This window comes from Clostridium moutaii (genome assembly GCF_041205085.1).
GTDB lineage: Bacteria > Bacillota > Clostridia > Clostridiales > Clostridiaceae > Clostridium_B > Clostridium_B moutaii.
The window spans coordinates 1-18,145 of record NZ_JBGEWD010000019.1; the positions used below are offsets into that span (position 1 = coordinate 1).

Here is an 18,145-nt window from a genome sequence, read left to right on the forward strand (position 1 = left end):
TAGGGCTTAGGAAAAACCACCAGCTAAGCTGGTGGATATTTATTAATTCAAAAAATAATTTGCCCTGAAATCCTTTGGAATATTTTCTCTAAAAGTGGATATAAATCTATTAAGGGACTATAAAATATCATATAATCTGAGGAGGAGTAAAATGAGCTACTTTCAAAAAGCCAATGAGTATTATAATTCCAAGAATTATAAAAGAGCTATTGATATGTATGAAAAAGCAATAAGAATAAAAGATAATGAGTCATCTTCGTTATATAATTCAGCCGTATGTTTTATAAAACTGAAAGAATACCAAAAAGCAATTGTCTTATTAAATTCTGCAATTAAATTAAAGAGGGAAAGTAAATATTTTTTTAATCTTGGATATTGTTATACTATGTTGAAAGATAATAAAAAAGCTCTAATATATTTTAATAATGCATGGTGCTTAAATAATGAAGACTCAGATTGTGAAAAAGCTATAAATACTATACTTAAAAATTACATAGCAAAATCAAAATAGATAAATACCACTCTCATTAAACCAGAGTGGTATTTATCTTATTTCTACCATTCCCCTACTATCTGGGCATTTTTATGATCAACTAGGAATCTCTTACTGTTAAAATAGTTTCCTCCTTTGTAAAAGGTGGTATCTACATTTATCCACTTATTTTCATCTGGAATATAAACTTGATTCCAGGCATGACTTACCCAACTTATACCATTAAATCCTTCACCTGTTATTAATCTCACCTTTATGTTATTTGCTCTGGCCATAGCTACATATAAACAGGAATAATCAAAACAAATTCCCTTTTTAGAATAAAATGTTGGAATAGCCCCTGACTGTACATTAAAATCGTTATTTAATACCTTGTTGGCTTTTTGATTATCATAATCTATATTGGTCCCTATCCAATTATACAACATCTCTGCCCTCTCAGTGGTATTGCTCCCTTCTGAAGCAAGATCTCTGGCAAAACTATTAATTTCTCCATTTGATTTAACCCCTTCATCCAACGTAACTCCATTATAATATACTATGGTGTTTCCATTATTCTTTACCCTGTTTAAGTCATTTACTTCTTTTACTTCATTTGAATTTGGTTCTCTTATAACTACTTTGAAAGAATTGTCTATTACATTGGGTAATTGTTTTGCAATAGTTGAATTGGTAACTGGGATTATTATCTCCTTGCAAATAGCATTATATGGTTTTGAACCTTCCATGTACTTATTTAATTTTGAATTTATATTAAATATGGACATTATATTCAATATAAATGCAATTAAAAGTACATAACATATTGCCTTGGGCAGCTGAAAAATCATTCCCAATGCTCTTTTAAACCCATTGCTTTTAGATCTTAACAATCTGTCTATACTGTCAAGTATAGGATAAAAAGTAAAGTAATTAAATAAATCAAGAAGTAATTTTATAATTTTGTAGCATATAAATACAAAAAATGGAATTACAGCTGCATATATTATAAAATTATTACTCTCAAAATATTGTGAAAAATTTTCAGGTATTAAATTGTATATGTTCCTATATATTCCATTATCATGCTGTATAAATATTTTTTTACCTAAATATGTGCCCATTATTAAAGATATTATAAATGAAATACTTCTACTCACATCATTTATATCTAATTTTAAAGCATTAGAAGAGAACTTAAATAGAAATCCCTTTATAAGGGGATATAAAAATATTAATCCTATCATCAATGTTATAGGATTTACATTCATAATCATACTCACCTCTAAACAATAAAAAGTTTTAAAACTTTCTTTATATCATCCCATAAATATCCTTTCCGCAATAGATATGACCCCAGTTTTCTATATATCTTATTTTTATCTTTTTCCGACTTTATTATTATCTTATACCTTTTTTCTGCAATATTGTACAACTCGCCTTTATCATTTTCTTTTAAATACATACTCTCTTTTTTTTCATTGCAGTCATCACATTTTTTCAGTATCTTTTCAAGTACGCTTTTAACTATACTAAAGTCATATCCTCTATTTATCAAATAATCTCCTAATCTTTTATATATCTTTTTTACATTATTTTCACTTTTTACAATAACAGAATACTTTTTTTGCGCAATATTTAAAGCAGCCTTTTCTTCAAAAGAACTATCTATTAAATTCAATTTCTCATCTAAAAAGCTTTCATCTATTCCTTTTTTTATTAAAGAATATTTAATTTTATTTTTACCTTGAGAATTAATTTTTTCTTTTACATAGAGTTCCACAAATTTATTATCATCTATAAACTTGTATTTTTTCAAAAAATCCATAACTTTTTCAATAACATCTTCATCATATTGTTTTTGAACCAGTTTATCCTTCATTTGTTTTTCCGTCTTATAGGTTTTCTCTAATATTTTAAGAGCAGAGTTTTTACATTTCATATAATTGTTTTCATTTATTACACTTTTCAAATACTCTATATCTAAAACTTTTCCCTTCACTATATTAAATTTATATACAAGTTCCAAATCACAGGAAAAAGCAAATTTATTATCTATATATATATTAACTCTTTCTTTATTTTTCTTCTGAATTTCAATTTTAGTGACTATATGTTTATCCACAATCTTCTCCCTAAATTTATATAAATAATTGATGAAAATCAGCAGTACCCATTAAGGTTTTCTTTTCAATATATGGATAGTGGGATTTTTAAAGACAATTCTAGCTACTCCATATATATCCTCTTTCTTTATATCTTCAATTTTCTCTATGTCATAAATGAATCTATATATATTATCTTTCTTCATAGATTGATGTAAAACATAATTTCCTATATCTGTTGGATCTTCTAGTGTAAATACTACTGCAGTCTTTAATACTTTTTTCATTAAACCAATTGTATTATCATCAAAAGCTATCTTTTCATTCTTAACCTTGTTTATACAATCTTCAATAACACGGATGGCATCTTCTATATTTTCTTCTTTTACAGAAGTATATATGTATAAAGTTTTCACCAAATCCGACAAGTCCAAATCGGTATATATATCATAAGCAAGTCCTTTTTCTTCTCTCAATTTCCTGAATAGAATAGAATTACTGCTTTCTCCAAATTTATGGTTCAATATTCTAAGAGCCATTTCCTCTTTTTTACTCAATCCATAAAAGGTAAACAAGTATATTATTGTGCTCTGTTCTATATCTTTTTTATAAGAAACCTTTTTGCAGGAAAGGTTTTTTTCAATTATAACATCATTTCTGTTAAATTCTCTATATTTCCATGTTCCAAAATATTTTAGGATCAAATTATAGATCTCCTCATGCTTATAAGAGGAAACTACTGATATAAAACAATTATTGGGTACATAATATCTATTATAAAATTTAATTAAATCATTTCTTTTATATTTACTTACCTTTTCTTCATTTCCCGTTATATCATACCTAAGTGGACCCTTTTTAAATGCCAATTGATTTATTTTTCTAAAGCTACAATCCTCTATATCATCTTTGCTGGTTCTTATTTCCGAAAGTATCACTTCTCTCTCCCTTTCAATTTCCTCCCTGGGGAATGTAGAGTTCATAAGCATATCGGAAACAATATCTATAGACTTTTCTAATTCTATCCACAATGATGTAATGCTATACACCGTAGAATTATTATCAGTATAAGCATTGTATTCTCCACCTAAATCTTCCAAATCCATATTTAGTTTTTTATTATTTCTACGCTCTGTGCCTTTAAAAAGCATATGCTCAATAAAATGAGATATGCCTTTTTCATCGATATCTTCATATATAGCACCAATTTTAATACCAGCATGAAAAGCCGCTATTTGGGTATCTCTCTTTATAGTAACAAGTTTTATACCGTTAGGCAGGATACTTTCCTTAGCATCAAACATATGAAATTCTCCTTTAAATTTATTAGTATATTCTATTATAGTTTATATTATTGTAAATAAAAAGAGCTGAAATTAAATTAAAATTTGATAATATGTATATACTATGATATGATAAACTTTGCTTTGTAATATAAAAAAGAAAGAGGAATTTTAATGAAAAATATTAATTTTAACGATTTAGACTTGGATCCTAAGATCCTCCAGGCCATAGATAACATGGGATTTGAAGAACCATCACAAATCCAAGCAGAATCAATTCCCATAATATTAGAAGGAAAAGATGTAATAGGTCAGGCACAGACAGGTACAGGAAAAACTTTAGCCTTTGGAGCACCAATGCTAAGCAAGATAAATTCCAAAGATAAAAAAATCTCATGTATAATAGTGACACCAACCCGAGAGCTCGCTATTCAGGTAAACGATGAATTGTCTCGAATTGCTAAATTCAAAAGAACATCACTACTCCCAATATATGGCGGTCAACCTATAGAAAGACAGATTAAATCTTTAAAAAGAGGTGTAGATGTAGTTGTCGGCACACCTGGAAGAATACTGGATCACTTACACAGAAAAACCCTGGATTTAAGCAACATACAGTTTTTAATAATAGATGAAGCAGATGAGATGTTGGATATGGGTTTTATAGATGATATAGAGGATATCATCAAATCATGCAATTCAGATAGACAGACACTGCTCTTTTCCGCTACTATGCCAAATCAGATAAAAAGATTAGCTTCAAAGTATATGAAAAACGATGTAAAATATATAGAAATAGCCAAGAACACACTGACTGTCGAAAAAACAAAACAATACTATTATGAAATAAAAAACAAGGATAGATTTGAATCTTTGTGTAGAATTTTAGATGTGGATGAACCTTCAAGCGCTATTATATTTTGCAGAACTAAACGTGGTGTGGATGAATTAGTGGAAGGCATGCAATCAAGAGGATATAACGTAGAAGGTATGCACGGTGATATGGGACAAAATCAGAGATTAAATACCTTGAGAAAATTCAAGGATGGTTCTCTAGACTTCTTAGTTGCCACAGATGTAGCTGCCAGAGGTATAGATGTGGAAAATGTCTCCCATGTTATAAATTATGATCTTCCTCAGGACACAGAATCCTATGTGCATAGAATTGGAAGAACGGGAAGAGCTAATAAAGAAGGAATTGCTTATTCTCTAGTAACTCCTAAAGAATATATACTGTTAAAACAAATAGAAAAGTTTACTAAGAGCAAGATAAAGAGAAAAGAAATTCCTACAGTAGATGATATATTCGAGGCTAAATATAAAAATATAGAAAAAGAGATAAGAGATGTTATATCTGAAGAGAATTATAAAAACTTTATTCCAGTGGCAACAGAGTTGGATGAGGAATATAATTTAGTGGATGTAGCTGCTGCCCTTATGAAAATAATTTTCGAGAAGGAATTGAGTTTTAATTACAAGGAAAATTCCATAAGTACAGAAGAGGAAAACATAAGACTATTCTTTTCCATAGGAAGGATGGATAATATAACTCCAAGAAAGTTATTGAAATTTATAACTGAAACATCTTCAGTAGAAACTTATGAAATAGGCGATATAGATATATTAAATAAATTTACTTTTATAAGCATACCGGAAAGAGTTGGAAATATCATACTAAAGAAATCCAATGGTAAAAGACTTCAAGGAAGAAGAGTTTCTGTAGAGCTGGCAAAAAGTAAAAAATCTAATTCATAATCTTTATTTTGAACAGTCAAAATTATTTTTTACTTTACTTTTCTCAGATTAATTTACCTCATAATGACTAAATCAAGGCCCTATAAATACCATGAAATACGTCCAATGGTTCCTTAGGGCTTTTTGCTTAGTATTAAATATCATTTATAGGGAATGCAGCTCAAGCATAAAGTGTATTTAAAACAAGTTGGAGGCTACAATATGAATAAATTAAATTTTAAAGGTAGTGCAATGTTAAACCCTACTCCAGTAGTTCTTGTTACTTCTAAGAGCAAATCTAACAAATTAAATATTTTTACAGTTGGGTGGATAAGCACTGTCTGCACCAGAGAGCCAATCATTTCCATGGGAATAAGACCTGAAAGGCTTTCTTATGAATATATTAAGACAAGTGGAGAATGTGTCATAAATCTTCCTACAAAAGATATGGTTAAGATTGTAGACTATTGTGGTGTTATTTCTGGAAGGATAGAAGATAAAATCAAACACTTTAACCTGCAGCTTAATAAAGGTGTATCCATTTCTACTCCCTCATTACAAAAATCCCCAATAGCTTTAGAATGTAAAGTAAAATCAGTTACACCTCTTGGAACCCATGATTTATTCCTACTTAAAGTTTTAAATGTTAAAATAGATGAAAATTTATTGGATTCAAATAACAAAATACATTTTGATAAGGCAAATCTTATTTGCTACAGCCACGGAGAATATTATAGTTTGAATTCAAAATCACTTGGTTCTTTTGGTTATTCAATTAGAAAGAAAAATAAAGCCCCGAGATAAGGGCTTTTATTTCAGCTTTGGAAAATAATAATGCACCGGCATTTATAATTGCGGCAGCTAGATAAGTATTAAATTAATTTATCTTTTGGATCATTTTTATTCGGCAAAGCTATATTACAGACCTGACTATGATGTGAGAATTTAACACCGAATAAATATATTAATACCATAAGTATTAGTATGTATAAAATTATATATACAGGTGACCAGAAAGAAACAGCGTTGTAAATAGTAACTGATCCAAAGAATATAAATATAATTCCTGCTATCCATTTTATGTATATTTCCGGGATATGCTTGCACATCCATGCCCCGCCTATAATACCTATACCATCAGCAATTAACATGCCTATTGTAGTTCCCATTAATATAAATATTGGTTGATTACTTTGTGCAGATATTGTTATTGTCATAAGTTGAGTTTTATCACCCATTTCTGCTAGGAAAAAAGCTATTGCTACTGTAACAACTGGACCAAATTTATTCTTTTTTTCATCCACTTCATCAATTTTATCTCCTCTTAATGTCCAAAGTCCAAAGATTAGAAATAATACTGCAGCTACAATTTTTACTATGTTCATTGGTATAATGGAATTCAGATAACTTCCCGCTGCTACTGCAAGAGCATGATTGAAAATTGTAGCAACAAGCACCCCCATCAATACTTGTTTTACTTTGTACTTACCAGCCATAGCCATAGCAAGCAGTTGAGTTTTATCACCCATTTCTGCCACAACTACAAGTAATAATGCTTTAATAATTATTGTCATTTAGTAACCTCCTTTTAAAATTTATATATAAAAATAAAAAGGCTTCTAACACAGTGAATTTCTATCCTGCTTAAAATCTTTTTTAGCATAAATAATCACACTAAAAAAGACTTTATAGCACAATGATAGAACCATTGTGTTAAAAGTCTCGCTTGACTGAAATCAGCCACGACAAAGCCAGACCCAAAGGTCAGTATGTTGACTTTATCACCAATATAGGCAGTTACTCCCTTTTAACATTCAAGTTTTTATTTTTCTTTAATGACATTAATTTTACCATATAATCTACACATAAGCAATATAAAATTTTAATCCTGCCTGTCAATCTGTTTAGAGCACATATCATACTTACCCTAAATTCATTCAACTTTCACAAACATCTATCCACTGTCCATTAACTAAATTGCTAATTGTTTCAGGCTCTATTTTAAGAGCAAATTCCCTTGAACCAGCGGCAGGGTATACGTATTGAAAATCCCTTATAGATTCATCTAAATATACTTTAATAGGATTTTTTAACCCAAAAGGACATAGACCTCCTACAGGATGACCTGTGACTTCCAATACTTCATCGTGATCCAGCATCTTTGCCTTGGTTTTAAAAAAGTTTTTAAATTTTTTGTTGCTAACTCTTAAATCACCCCTCATAACTATTACTATATCCTCATTTTTAAGCTTAAATGCCAATGTTTTTGCTATATATTTGGGATCTGTATGTATGGTTTCTGCAGCCTGCTGTACCGTGGCACCACTATGTGGAAGCTTAAATACCGGATTCTCAATACCCCTATCTAAAAAATAATTAACTACACTTTCTACACTCATCTTCAATTCCTCCAATTTTTTTTAATAAAAAATCTTCTTATAGATAAGCTATAAGAAGATTTGCGTACTTCTATATCTTATCTTCCAGGTATTACCTGCTGGAATTAGCACCTTAAAATATAATTTTAGGTTGCTGGACGTCATAGGGCCAGTCCCTCAGTCTCTCGCGATAAGAATTATAATATTTAATTAAATAAAGGATATCAAAACATTAACTTTTTGTCAACTTATGTTTTTGATAAATCACAATATTTTTTACAGATTCTTTATTTCTTCTAATAATTTTAAAGCAGCCTTTTTAGGCCCTTCCTTTTCTTTGCCGCTTATACCTAAACAAGTTCTAAGCTGACCAACTTTTATACCTGACTTAAAAAACTCATCCAGATATCTGCGCAGTATTTTATCTGTTTCCTCTTCCTTTTGCACGGGTCCAAATGGATTGGCAAAATAAGTACCCACAAGTCCTTTTTCAGTAGTCGTTCCCTTGGCAATTCTCTTTCCGGCCCTAAACACTTCTATAGCTTCATCTGTAGATTTAAAAAATTCCAGTTCATCACCATCTTCATAATTGTTTGCATATAAAAATAAATCTATAGGATATCCCTTTGTAATCTCCGTATAACTGGCAACTGGAATGACCAGCCTGGCATTTATCTTGTCAGGGTTCATAAATATACTTCTATCTATCTGTCTAAATGCATATCCCGTATCCAAGTCGTCTAGCCTCACAAAAGCTCCTATCTCAGTACCATAAGCCAATGGTTTATTACCTTCTTCAATTTTAACCGTACCCATATCATCAAAAACTACAGTCATATCACTTATATACTCTTCTCCCAATTCCCTAAATGCCTCCAGGCTTTCTGATTTTCCTGCACCACTGTCTCCCATTATAATTATGTTAGCTACCTTATTATCCTTTGTTACTATATTTACCATAGCTCCATGTATTGGTAAATATCCTCTCTTTATCATTATAAGATTATGAAGAGTCAATGTCATTTTCTTCATATAACCAAAATAATCTATATCTTCACTATAATTTATATATCCAAGCATTATATTGTTTTCTGCATCATCATAAAAAATAGTCTTTATATTCTCACAATTATCTCTAGCCCCAAACACATAAATTATATCCGGCTTCTTTCCTCTATATTCTTCTTCACTTGCCATTTCAAATAAATTACACAACGTAACCCCATGGGCCATAAAATCCCTGTGAAAATATATATATGCCAAAAGGTTTCCCACCTTTGCCGGGTAACAAAACCAGTGATTTGGATTTAAAGAGCACCCTATTAGAGGATTGGATTCACATTCGCTAAAAAATCCATCTCTTTTATTTTTCCTCGGATAAATTATAAAAGGAGGATCTAATATTATAGATTGAATAAAGGGTATCTGGTTAAGGCATCTATAATCTTCCGGGCAAGGCCATGCTATATTATTCAATATTAACCCGGCATTTCCACCAGCAGGAAGTTGCCTGTACACCTGAGGTTTATATCCCAGTACACTTTCCTCTATCTTTCTATAAGTATCCAATATCAATTGTGAAAATTCATTATTGGCTTCTATAAAACTTACATTTTCAAGCCCGTCCCCAATTTTATTATTTTGCACAATAGTATATCTCTCTAATTTTCTCCAAAATCCATATAAATCCTCGATAAATAATATAAATTCATCCCTGTTTTCCAGCAAAATTTTATAGTTTTTATCAAGTTTCAATACTTCTTCTCCCTTTAAGACCATTAGAAGTTTAAACATGGTAATTATCGTATTTAACATTTCCGCATCATCTTTAACAGCTATATTTTTACAAATATACTTATAAATATTTGTATCTTTATTCTTTATCTTCATAAAATAGTCCTTTAAAACACGTTTAAAAACATTGCTGTCAAATAGCTTTTCTGCGGTATTGCAATACTTAGCTGTAAAGTTTACCATAACCTTGCCATTATTTAAATAAAATTCTTTTTCCATAATGAGCCCCCTATAGGTTTATCTTTTTTAATAGATATATATAAAGTTTTATCACTTTTAAATTAATTAATCAATATTTTAAAACAGAGAACCTGAAGTTTTAAGTTTTGTTCATATATAATTTTTAGTAAAAAAATACTCCGCCAGATAAAATATCCAGCGAAATATTTATAAAATCTTTTCTACTTCAACATCATAGTTTCCATCTGGAGATACAACCGTTGCCCTCTCCCCTACTTTCAATCTAAATAAGACCTTACCCAGAGGTGATTCTATACTTATCTTCATTTTCTTCACATCTGATTCTACAGAACTTACAAGAGTAACTTGTTCAACTTCATCTATATCACAAAATTTTACTTCTGCTGTCTTATTTATATCGAACACACCTTCATCCTGTGAGCTCTCTATTATTACAGCGTTTTTAAGTTGATTTTCCAGTTCCTGTATTCTGGTTTCGGTCATGGACTGATCATCTTTAGCTGCACTATAATCAGCATTTTCACTAAGATCTCCCTGGGCACGGGCAGCTTTTAATGCCGCTTTTATTTCTACCCTTTTAACTGTTTTTAAATATTCCAACTCCTGCTCAAGTTTTCTTTTGCCTGACTCCGTCAAAATTACATCTTGCATAAATAATTCACCTACTATTCTAAATTTTCTATAACGTCATTATAAAATTCGTCATTTTCTATAAATTTAATGCTTTTTTATATATTAATTTACTTTACTACTTTATTATAATATTACTAATTGAATAATACAACCCAAACAAGAAAAACACGGACTAATGGGATATTTAGATGAAAAATTTGTAATAATCTATTCCCTTCAAAGGTAATATTAAAAACATATTGACATAAGAATATTTACCATTATATAATCTTATTAGAAGTATTTTAAAAGACGTACACGCAATGTTTATAATTTGTATGTATGAGAGCATATAAATCTAAGAGAACCTTACTTGGATTTCATATGCTTTTTTTAGTGGATAAATTTAAAATCCAATAATAATTATATAGGAGGGGGACTATTTATGAAGATAAATCTAAAAAATATTTTTCTCATGTTAATAGGAACATTTTTAGTAGCCTTTGGAACTTATTTCTTTCTAGCTCCAAACCACATTGCAGCTGGTGGTACAAGTGGTATTGCTATAATTATAAACAGTGTATTTCCAAATCTTCCAATTGGCTTATTGATGATGGGAATGGAAGGTATATTATTCACCATAGGGATTATAATAATTGGGCCTGTATTTGGAGGTAAAACCATATTTTGCAGCTTTTCCATATCTGCACTGATACTACTGCTTGAAAAAATATATCCTAATATAAAACCTTTTAGCAGTGATATTTTAGTACAACTTATACTTGGAATATTAATATGTGGAATAGGTATGGGTATAGTATTTAATCTTAATGCTTCCACTGGTGGGACAGACATAATTGCAAAAATAATAAATAAATATACAAAAATAAGCATAGGTAAATCTGTATTAATAGCTGACATAACAGTAACTATAGCTGCCACTATAATACTTGGAATAAATAAAGGAATGTATGCAATTCTAGGAGTAATATTAAATTCCACTATAATCGACAAAGTTATAATAAGTTTAAATTCTTACAAACAAGTTGCCATAATAAGTAATAACGGAAAAAATATAAAAGATTATATTGTAAATGAGTTGGAAAGAAGTGCAACCATTTATTATGCCAAAGGTGCTTACAAAAATGACAAAAAAGAAGTCATAACCACAATTTTAGATAGAAAACAATTTTTAAAATTAAAGGATTATATAAGAACTTTAGATGATAAAACCTTTATAACTGTAAATGACATAAATGAAGTTTTAGGGGAAGGATTTAGCAGTATAATGTAGAGGATATCCAAAGGGCATTCGATGTCCCTCTGGATATCCTTACCTATGTTACAATATAATTTATTTTATATATTTTAGAATACTAGTTTAAATTATTGGCAATAATCTAAATTAGTATTAAATAAGGGGGATATGTGTATGACATTGCCAAATCACATAGGTATAATTCCAGATGGGAACAGACGATGGGCTGTAAAAAACAAACTGGGCAAAGAAAAAGGCTATGATTTCGGTTTAAACCCTGGTATGAAATTATTTAAATTATGTGAAAAATTAGGAATAAAAGAATTGACCTATTATGGTTTTACTACGGACAATACAAAAAGACCGTCAGTTCAAAGAAAAGCTTTTACTGAAGCCTGTGTAGAAGCTGTGAAAATGCTTTCTAAAGAGAATGTTTCTCTGTTAGTAGTGGGAAATGTCAACTCTGCCATGTTTCCGAAAGTTCTTCTACCCTATACAGTTAGAAAAAATTTAGGTTGTGGTGGTATACGGCTTAATTTCCTGGTAAACTATGGTTGGGAATGGGATCTAGGGAAAACAATGAATTCTCAATCTACAAACAGACATTCTATTATTTCAAACTTGAATTCCCATGACATATCAAAAGTAGATCTAATAATACGATGGGGAGGTAGAAGAAGACTCAGCGGTTTTTTACCTGTTCAATCGGTATATTCAGATTTCTATATAATAGATGATTACTGGCCGGATTTTAAAAGTGAACATCTTATGCAGGCTCTTAAATGGTATAATCATCAGGATATAACCCTTGGTGGTTAACAATTTTAATCCCATATCATTTGCAAAATTTTCCTAGGTAATATAACTAAAATCTATATTACCTAGGAAAATTTTTCACTTATATATTATGGTTTTTGTAAAATACTAAAGTTGAGGTGATAAAACTATGTTAAAGAGCAAAAAAAATCATAAAGAAAAGATCATAGAAAATCACGAAACTGCCTCCTGGGCAAATATTACCGAAACCAAACCAGTTTCCAAGGTGCCCGTTCCAAGTAAAGATGAGGCTAAAAACTCCAAAGAATGGGTAGATACTAATGAAAAATGAGATCTTGCAAATATATATAACAGATAGTTATATTATAGATTGAAAATTGAGGATCGCTTATAATGCAGCGATCCTCAATTTTTAATTTAATATTGTATTTGGGATAGTTTTTTATATATATCATACCTATCCATAGCATTTTTTTCTGACAATTTGAACAACTCATCTGCTTTTTCTGGAAATATATTTTTAATGGATGAAAACCTTATTTCGCCCTCTATATACTCCCTGAAAGGCAATTTTGGCGGTTGAGAATCTAAAACAAAAGGATTTTTATTTTCCAACTTCAGTAGAGGGTTAAATCTGTATAAATGCCAATATCCGGATTCCACAGCCTTTTTCTCCTCAGCCATACTGGTTCCCATGCCAGTTTTTATACCATGATTTATACATGGAGCATAGGCTATTATAAGTGAAGGGCCTCTATAATTTTCAGCTTCTGTTATAACTTTTAATGCATGGTTCATGTTTGCACCCATAGAAATTTGTGCTACATATACATAACCATAACTCATTGCCATAAGTCCTAAATCTTTCTTTTTCAGGACTTTACCCGAAGCTGCGAACTTTGCCACAGCGCCAGTTTGAGTTGCCTTGGAGGATTGCCCTCCTGTATTTGAATACACCTCCGTATCCATTACAAACATGTTTACATCTTCCCCTGAGGCCAATACATGGTCTACACCTCCAAATCCAATATCATAGGCCCAACCATCTCCACCTATTATCCATTGAGATTTTTTTACCATATAATCCCTTTTATCCATTATTTCTTTTAACACAGGATCTTTTGTATAATCACAAGCTTCAATAGCCTTTACTACTTTTTCTGAAGCTATCTTAGACAAGCTTCCATCCTCCATAGTATTCAGCCATTCATTAAAGGCATTCTTTATATTATCCTGCTTACAATCTTTCAAATATGAAGTCATAAGAAGTTTAAGTTTTTCTCTCATTTGTTTTACTGCTAAAAACATACCATAACCATACTCTGCATTATCTTCAAACAGTGAGTTTCCCCAAGATGGCCCTTTTCCGTTTAAATTTTTAGTATAAGCCATGGATGGAGCACTTGCACCCCATATAGATGAGCATCCTGTAGCATTTGCAATCATCATTCTTTCTCCAAAAAGTTGAGTGAGCAATCTTACATAAGGAGTTTCACCGCATCCAGGGCAAGCCCCATTAAACTCCAAAAGTGGTTTTATAAATTGGCTTCCTTTCAAGGTGTTTCTATTCATTAAATCCTCTTTTGGAATTATACTAACTGCATAATTCCAATTTTTTGACTCAACTTCCAACTTTTCTTCAAGTGGTTTCATAATAAGAGCTTTTCCTGGTGCAGGACATATATCCGCACAATTTCCACAACCTGTGCAGTCCATAGGACTCACCTGTATACGGAAATTCATTCCTTCCAGTCCCTTGCCAACAGCTTTTTTGCTTTCAAAACTCTCAGGGGAATTTTTTATTTCATTTTCATCTAAAAGGAAAGCCCTTATAGTAGCATGTGGACAGACAAACGCACACTGATTGCACTGTATACACTTGTCGATCTGCCATTCAGGTATTGTTACAGCTATGCCTCTCTTCTCATAAGCTGTTGTTCCAACGGGATAAACTCCATCTGGCATATTTAAAAATGCACTTACAGGTAAATTATCTCCTTCATTTTTTGCCATAGGTCTCTGAATGTTTTTAACAAAATCCGGTTCGTCCCCCACTACATCGCTTTCAGGCACTTCATCCGCCCAGTCTTTAGGTACATCTACCTTTATCACAGCTTCTAACCCTCTGTCCACGGCCTTATCATTCATTTCAACTATATTTTTTCCCTTACGTCCATAAGTCTTTTCTATAGATTCCTTTAAATATCTAATGGCATCATCTATTGGTATAACATTGGCCAATTTAAAAAATGCTGCCTGCATTACCATATTGATTCTTCCACCAAGGCCAATTTTTCTGGCAATTTTAACTGCATCTATAATATAAAATTTTATATCATTTTCAGCAATATACTTTTTCATAGAAGCTGGAAGATTTTCATCCAACTCTTCCAATTCCCATGGACAATTTAATACAAAAGTTCCACCTTTCTTAAGTCCTTTTAATATATCATAATTATTTATAAAGGATTTGTTATGACAGGCTATATAATCTGCACTGTGTACAAGATAAGGTGATTTTATTAAATTTTTTCCAAACCTTAAATGAGATACTGTAGTTCCTCCAGATTTCTTACTGTCATAAGAAAAATAGGCCTGGGCATAAAGATCTGTATTGTCCCCTATAATCTTTACAGCAGATTTATTGGCTCCCACTGTACCATCAGAACCCAATCCCCAAAATTTACAGCTTATAGTTCCCTTGGGAGTGGTCTCTATAATACCATGCTCCTCCAGGGAAATATTAGTAACATCATCTACTATGCCAATAGTAAATCTTTCTTTTGGCATATCCTTTCTCATGTTTTCAAATACGGACAATATCTGCGAAGGGGTAGTGTCTTTAGATCCAAGTCCATATCTTCCACCAAATATTGAAGGTGCATTTTGTTTTCCATAAAATACCTTGCATATATCCAGATACAGTGGCTCTCCAATAGAGCCCGGTTCCTTAGTTCTGTCTAAAACTGAGATTTTCTTCACAGTAGAAGGCAGTACATTTAAAAAGTGCTCTTTTGAAAACGGTCTGTAGAGATGTACTTTTATACAACCTACTTCTTTTCCCTTTTCCATTAAATAATCCACAGTTTCATCTATGGTGTCACATACCGATCCCATAGCTACAATTATACATTTTGCATTTTTATGCCCATAGTATTCAAAAGGTTTATACTGCCTTCCCGTTATCCTATTTATTTCTTCCATGTATCTCTCCACAATTTCAGGAACTTTTTCATAAAATTTATTGGACACTTCCCTGCTCTGAAAATATATATCTGGATTTTGGGCAGTTCCTTTAATCGTAGGATGTTCAGGATTTAAGGCCCTATCTCTAAATTCCTTTATGGATTTATAATTCACTAGGGGCTTGATATCTTCATAGTCCATGACTTCTATTTTTTGATATTCATGAGAAGTTCTAAATCCATCAAAGAAGTGTAAAAAAGGGACTTTTGATTCTATGGCACTTAGATGTGCAACAAATCCCAAATCCATTGCCTCTTGAACATTAGAAGATGCCAAAAGGGCAAAACCTGTTTGCCTGCAGGCCATTACATCTTGATGATCTCCAAAAATTGAAAGAGCATGAGCAGCAACTGCACGAGCACTTACATGAAACACCCCCGGTAAATGTTCCCCTGCTATTTTATACATGTTTGGAATCATGAGCAAAAGTCCCTGGGATGCAGTATAAGTAGTAGTTAGTGCTCCTGCAGCCAAAGAACCATGTACTGCTCCTGCAGCTCCAGCTTCCGATTGCATTTCAGCCACTTTGACAGTCTGACCGAAGATATTTTTCTTACCGTGAGCCGACCATTCATCCACACCCTCAGCCATAGGAGTGGACGGAGTAATGGGATATATGGCGGCTACCTCAGTAAACGCATAAGAAGCATAAGCTGCAGCCTGATTTCCATCCATAGTCTTCATATTCTTAACCATAAAACTTGTAATCCTCCTTTATTATTTATAGATAGATATGTATAATGTTTGTAGAGCATATTTACATTACAAACTCTCTCCACCTTTATTTTCTTCTAAAATAAGTCATTTCTTTCACCTTTAAGGCAGAAAGTATATCTTCCCTAACTTATTATTTGAAATATAAAGATTCTCATACATAAAAATTTCAAAAATATTAGGTTTTTCCCAATGAACAAATTTAATTATTATTGTATATAATAATAGATGGATTAACTTGGATATTGACAAACTTTAAAATCGATTCTCTTTATCAATTGATAATGCTTATTATTTTATGTTTCTATTGACTTATAAAGCATTTTAGCCTATTATTATAGGTATTATGATTTATCATTTGATAATTATTGAATTTTAGGAGATGTTTTTTAATGGATGAAAGAGTAAAGACTGCCAGACTTTCTATAATTTCTAATAGCAGTTTAATAATTATGAAATTAATAGTTGGGGTAATTACAGGTTCAGTGAGTATTCTATCTGAAGCCATACATTCCACTATGGATTTGGCCGCATCCATAATATCATTTTTTTCTGTGAGAATATCATCCAAACCCGCAGATAAAGAACATCCTTATGGTCACGGAAAATTTGAGGATGTATCTGGTGTACTGGAATCAATATTGATTTTCACAGCATCTATATTTATAATAATAGAAGCTTCCAAAAGACTCCTCAGTGGAAAAGAAATAGGTTCATCTACCCTGGGTTTTTTAATCATGTTTTTATCAGCAATTATAAACTTTTTTGTATCTAAAAAACTATACAAAGTAGCAGAGAAAAATGATTCTATAGCTTTAAAGGCAGATGCTCTTCATCTTAGGACAGATGTGTATTCCTCCCTAGGAGTTGGTGTCGGATTATTTTTAATATGGATTACCAATCTTCATTTTTTAGATCCTCTTGTAGCTATATTCATAGCTCTGTTTATTTTAAAAGAAGCTTTTAATCTTTTAAAAACTGCCTTTGATCCACTGGTAGATGTAAAATTATCTGATGATGAAATATCCATTATAACCAATGCTATATCTAAATATAGTTCTGGATACTGTGGTTTTCATAAATTAAGGACTAGAAAATCCGGTAATAAAAGATATGTAGATCTTCACCTGGTATTTCCCGGGAACATGCATATGAAAAGAGCCCATGATATTTGCAATAATATAGAAGCTGAAATGAGCAGATCCCTTGAAAATACAGAGGTAATGATTCACCTGGAATCCTGTGATAATGATTGTATAAATTGTGGACTTCCCAATAAATCAAAATGCAAAAATAGATAGGAGTACCTCCTATCTATTTTAAACACAATTACTTTTATTCTACTTCATTTAGTGCCTTAACCAATTTTTTTACATTTACACCATGTACCATAGCTGCTTCTTCTACTGTTTCAGCCAATGATGCAGGACAACCTATGCATCCCATTCCAAAATCCATAAGTATTTCAGCATATGTGGGATTTATTTTTACTACATCCCCTATAGTCATGTCTTTAGTAATCTTAGCCATAATATTAACCTCTCTTTACAATTTTTTATAAAACCCATTCA

The 18,145-nt window shown here is 31.3% G+C and carries 16 protein-coding genes and 1 riboswitch; of the genes, 7 read left to right on the top strand and 9 right to left on the bottom strand.

The genetic code is table 11. The annotated features are described in order from the left end of the window. Positions 1–151 precede the first annotated feature (151 nt). Entirely contained in the window at positions 152–511 is a 360-nt protein-coding gene (locus AB8U03_RS14830; protein ID WP_369705342.1) for a tetratricopeptide repeat protein, read from the top strand. Between the two features lie 44 nt (positions 512–555). Here the strand turns inward: AB8U03_RS14830 and AB8U03_RS14835 are convergent, their stop codons facing one another. The 3 genes from AB8U03_RS14835 to AB8U03_RS14845 are packed head-to-tail and all read right to left on the bottom strand — an operon-like array spanning position 556 to position 3,881. Continuing rightward, a complete protein-coding gene (locus AB8U03_RS14835) occupies positions 556–1,743 on the bottom strand; it encodes a transglutaminase-like domain-containing protein (protein ID WP_369705343.1) in 1,188 nt (395 codons plus the stop codon). A gap of 14 nt (positions 1,744–1,757) precedes the next feature. Beyond that, on the bottom strand, positions 1,758–2,597 hold the full coding sequence (gene recX, locus AB8U03_RS14840; protein ID WP_369705344.1) for a recombination regulator RecX: 840 nt from the start codon (positions 2,595–2,597) through the stop codon (positions 1,758–1,760). A gap of 51 nt (positions 2,598–2,648) precedes the next feature. Further along, the gene (locus AB8U03_RS14845; RefSeq protein WP_369705345.1) at positions 2,649–3,881 is read right to left on the bottom strand and encodes a M16 family metallopeptidase; all 1,233 of its coding nucleotides are present in this window, start codon (positions 3,879–3,881) and stop codon (positions 2,649–2,651) included. A 153-nt stretch (positions 3,882–4,034) separates the two neighbouring features. Between AB8U03_RS14845 and AB8U03_RS14850 the strand changes: the two genes are divergently transcribed. Together AB8U03_RS14850 and AB8U03_RS14855 are read left to right on the top strand one after the other, a co-directional pair. Beyond that, the gene (locus AB8U03_RS14850) at positions 4,035–5,615 is read left to right on the top strand and encodes a DEAD/DEAH box helicase (RefSeq protein WP_369705346.1); all 1,581 of its coding nucleotides are present in this window, start codon (positions 4,035–4,037) and stop codon (positions 5,613–5,615) included. Positions 5,616–5,816: 201 nt separating this feature from the next. Further along, a complete protein-coding gene (locus tag AB8U03_RS14855) occupies positions 5,817–6,398 on the top strand; it encodes a flavin reductase family protein (RefSeq protein WP_369705347.1) in 582 nt (193 codons plus the stop codon). 68 nt (positions 6,399–6,466) lie between these two features. On the opposite strand, the gene AB8U03_RS14860 is transcribed toward AB8U03_RS14855, so the two are convergent. From AB8U03_RS14860 to greA, 4 genes are all read right to left on the bottom strand, one after another. Beyond that, a complete protein-coding gene (locus AB8U03_RS14860) occupies positions 6,467–7,168 on the bottom strand; it encodes a TMEM165/GDT1 family protein (RefSeq protein ID WP_369705348.1) in 702 nt (233 codons plus the stop codon). Between the two features lie 363 nt (positions 7,169–7,531). Further along, a complete protein-coding gene (locus AB8U03_RS14865) occupies positions 7,532–7,993 on the bottom strand; it encodes a YbaK/EbsC family protein (protein WP_369705349.1) in 462 nt (153 codons plus the stop codon). 74 nt (positions 7,994–8,067) lie between these two features. Beyond that, positions 8,068–8,169: riboswitch (SAM riboswitch) on the bottom strand. A 79-nt stretch (positions 8,170–8,248) separates the two neighbouring features. Next, positions 8,249–9,985: a phosphoenolpyruvate carboxykinase (ATP) gene (locus AB8U03_RS14870; protein ID WP_369705350.1), complete on the bottom strand. Its 1,737-nt coding sequence runs from the start codon at positions 9,983–9,985 to the stop codon at positions 8,249–8,251. 168 nt (positions 9,986–10,153) lie between these two features. Continuing rightward, on the bottom strand, positions 10,154–10,618 hold the full coding sequence (gene greA, locus AB8U03_RS14875; RefSeq protein WP_369705351.1) for a transcription elongation factor GreA: 465 nt from the start codon (positions 10,616–10,618) through the stop codon (positions 10,154–10,156). A 406-nt stretch (positions 10,619–11,024) separates the two neighbouring features. Here greA and AB8U03_RS14880 point away from each other — a divergent pair, with 406 nt between their 5' ends. The 3 genes from AB8U03_RS14880 (at position 11,025) to AB8U03_RS14890 (ending at position 12,945) form a co-directional block, all read left to right on the top strand. Next, positions 11,025–11,873: a YitT family protein gene (locus AB8U03_RS14880; protein ID WP_369705352.1), complete on the top strand. Its 849-nt coding sequence runs from the start codon at positions 11,025–11,027 to the stop codon at positions 11,871–11,873. A gap of 138 nt (positions 11,874–12,011) precedes the next feature. Then, complete coding sequence (locus AB8U03_RS14885; RefSeq protein WP_369705353.1) at positions 12,012–12,656, top strand: undecaprenyl diphosphate synthase family protein; 645 nt, start codon at positions 12,012–12,014, stop codon at positions 12,654–12,656. Positions 12,657–12,783: 127 nt separating this feature from the next. Then, the gene (locus AB8U03_RS14890; protein WP_369705354.1) at positions 12,784–12,945 is read left to right on the top strand and encodes a CDIF630_02480 family spore surface protein; all 162 of its coding nucleotides are present in this window, start codon (positions 12,784–12,786) and stop codon (positions 12,943–12,945) included. An 86-nt stretch (positions 12,946–13,031) separates the two neighbouring features. Here the strand turns inward: AB8U03_RS14890 and nifJ are convergent, their stop codons facing one another. Further along, positions 13,032–16,556: a pyruvate:ferredoxin (flavodoxin) oxidoreductase gene (gene nifJ, locus AB8U03_RS14895; protein ID WP_369705355.1), complete on the bottom strand. Its 3,525-nt coding sequence runs from the start codon at positions 16,554–16,556 to the stop codon at positions 13,032–13,034. Positions 16,557–16,966: 410 nt separating this feature from the next. Here nifJ and AB8U03_RS14900 point away from each other — a divergent pair, with 410 nt between their 5' ends. Next, positions 16,967–17,875, top strand: a complete 909-nt coding sequence (locus AB8U03_RS14900; RefSeq protein WP_369705356.1) for a cation diffusion facilitator family transporter — start codon at positions 16,967–16,969, stop codon at positions 17,873–17,875. A 34-nt stretch (positions 17,876–17,909) separates the two neighbouring features. On the opposite strand, the gene AB8U03_RS14905 is transcribed toward AB8U03_RS14900, so the two are convergent. Then, positions 17,910–18,104, bottom strand: a complete 195-nt coding sequence (locus AB8U03_RS14905) for a DUF1858 domain-containing protein (RefSeq protein ID WP_369705357.1) — start codon at positions 18,102–18,104, stop codon at positions 17,910–17,912. Positions 18,105–18,145 lie beyond the last annotated feature (41 nt).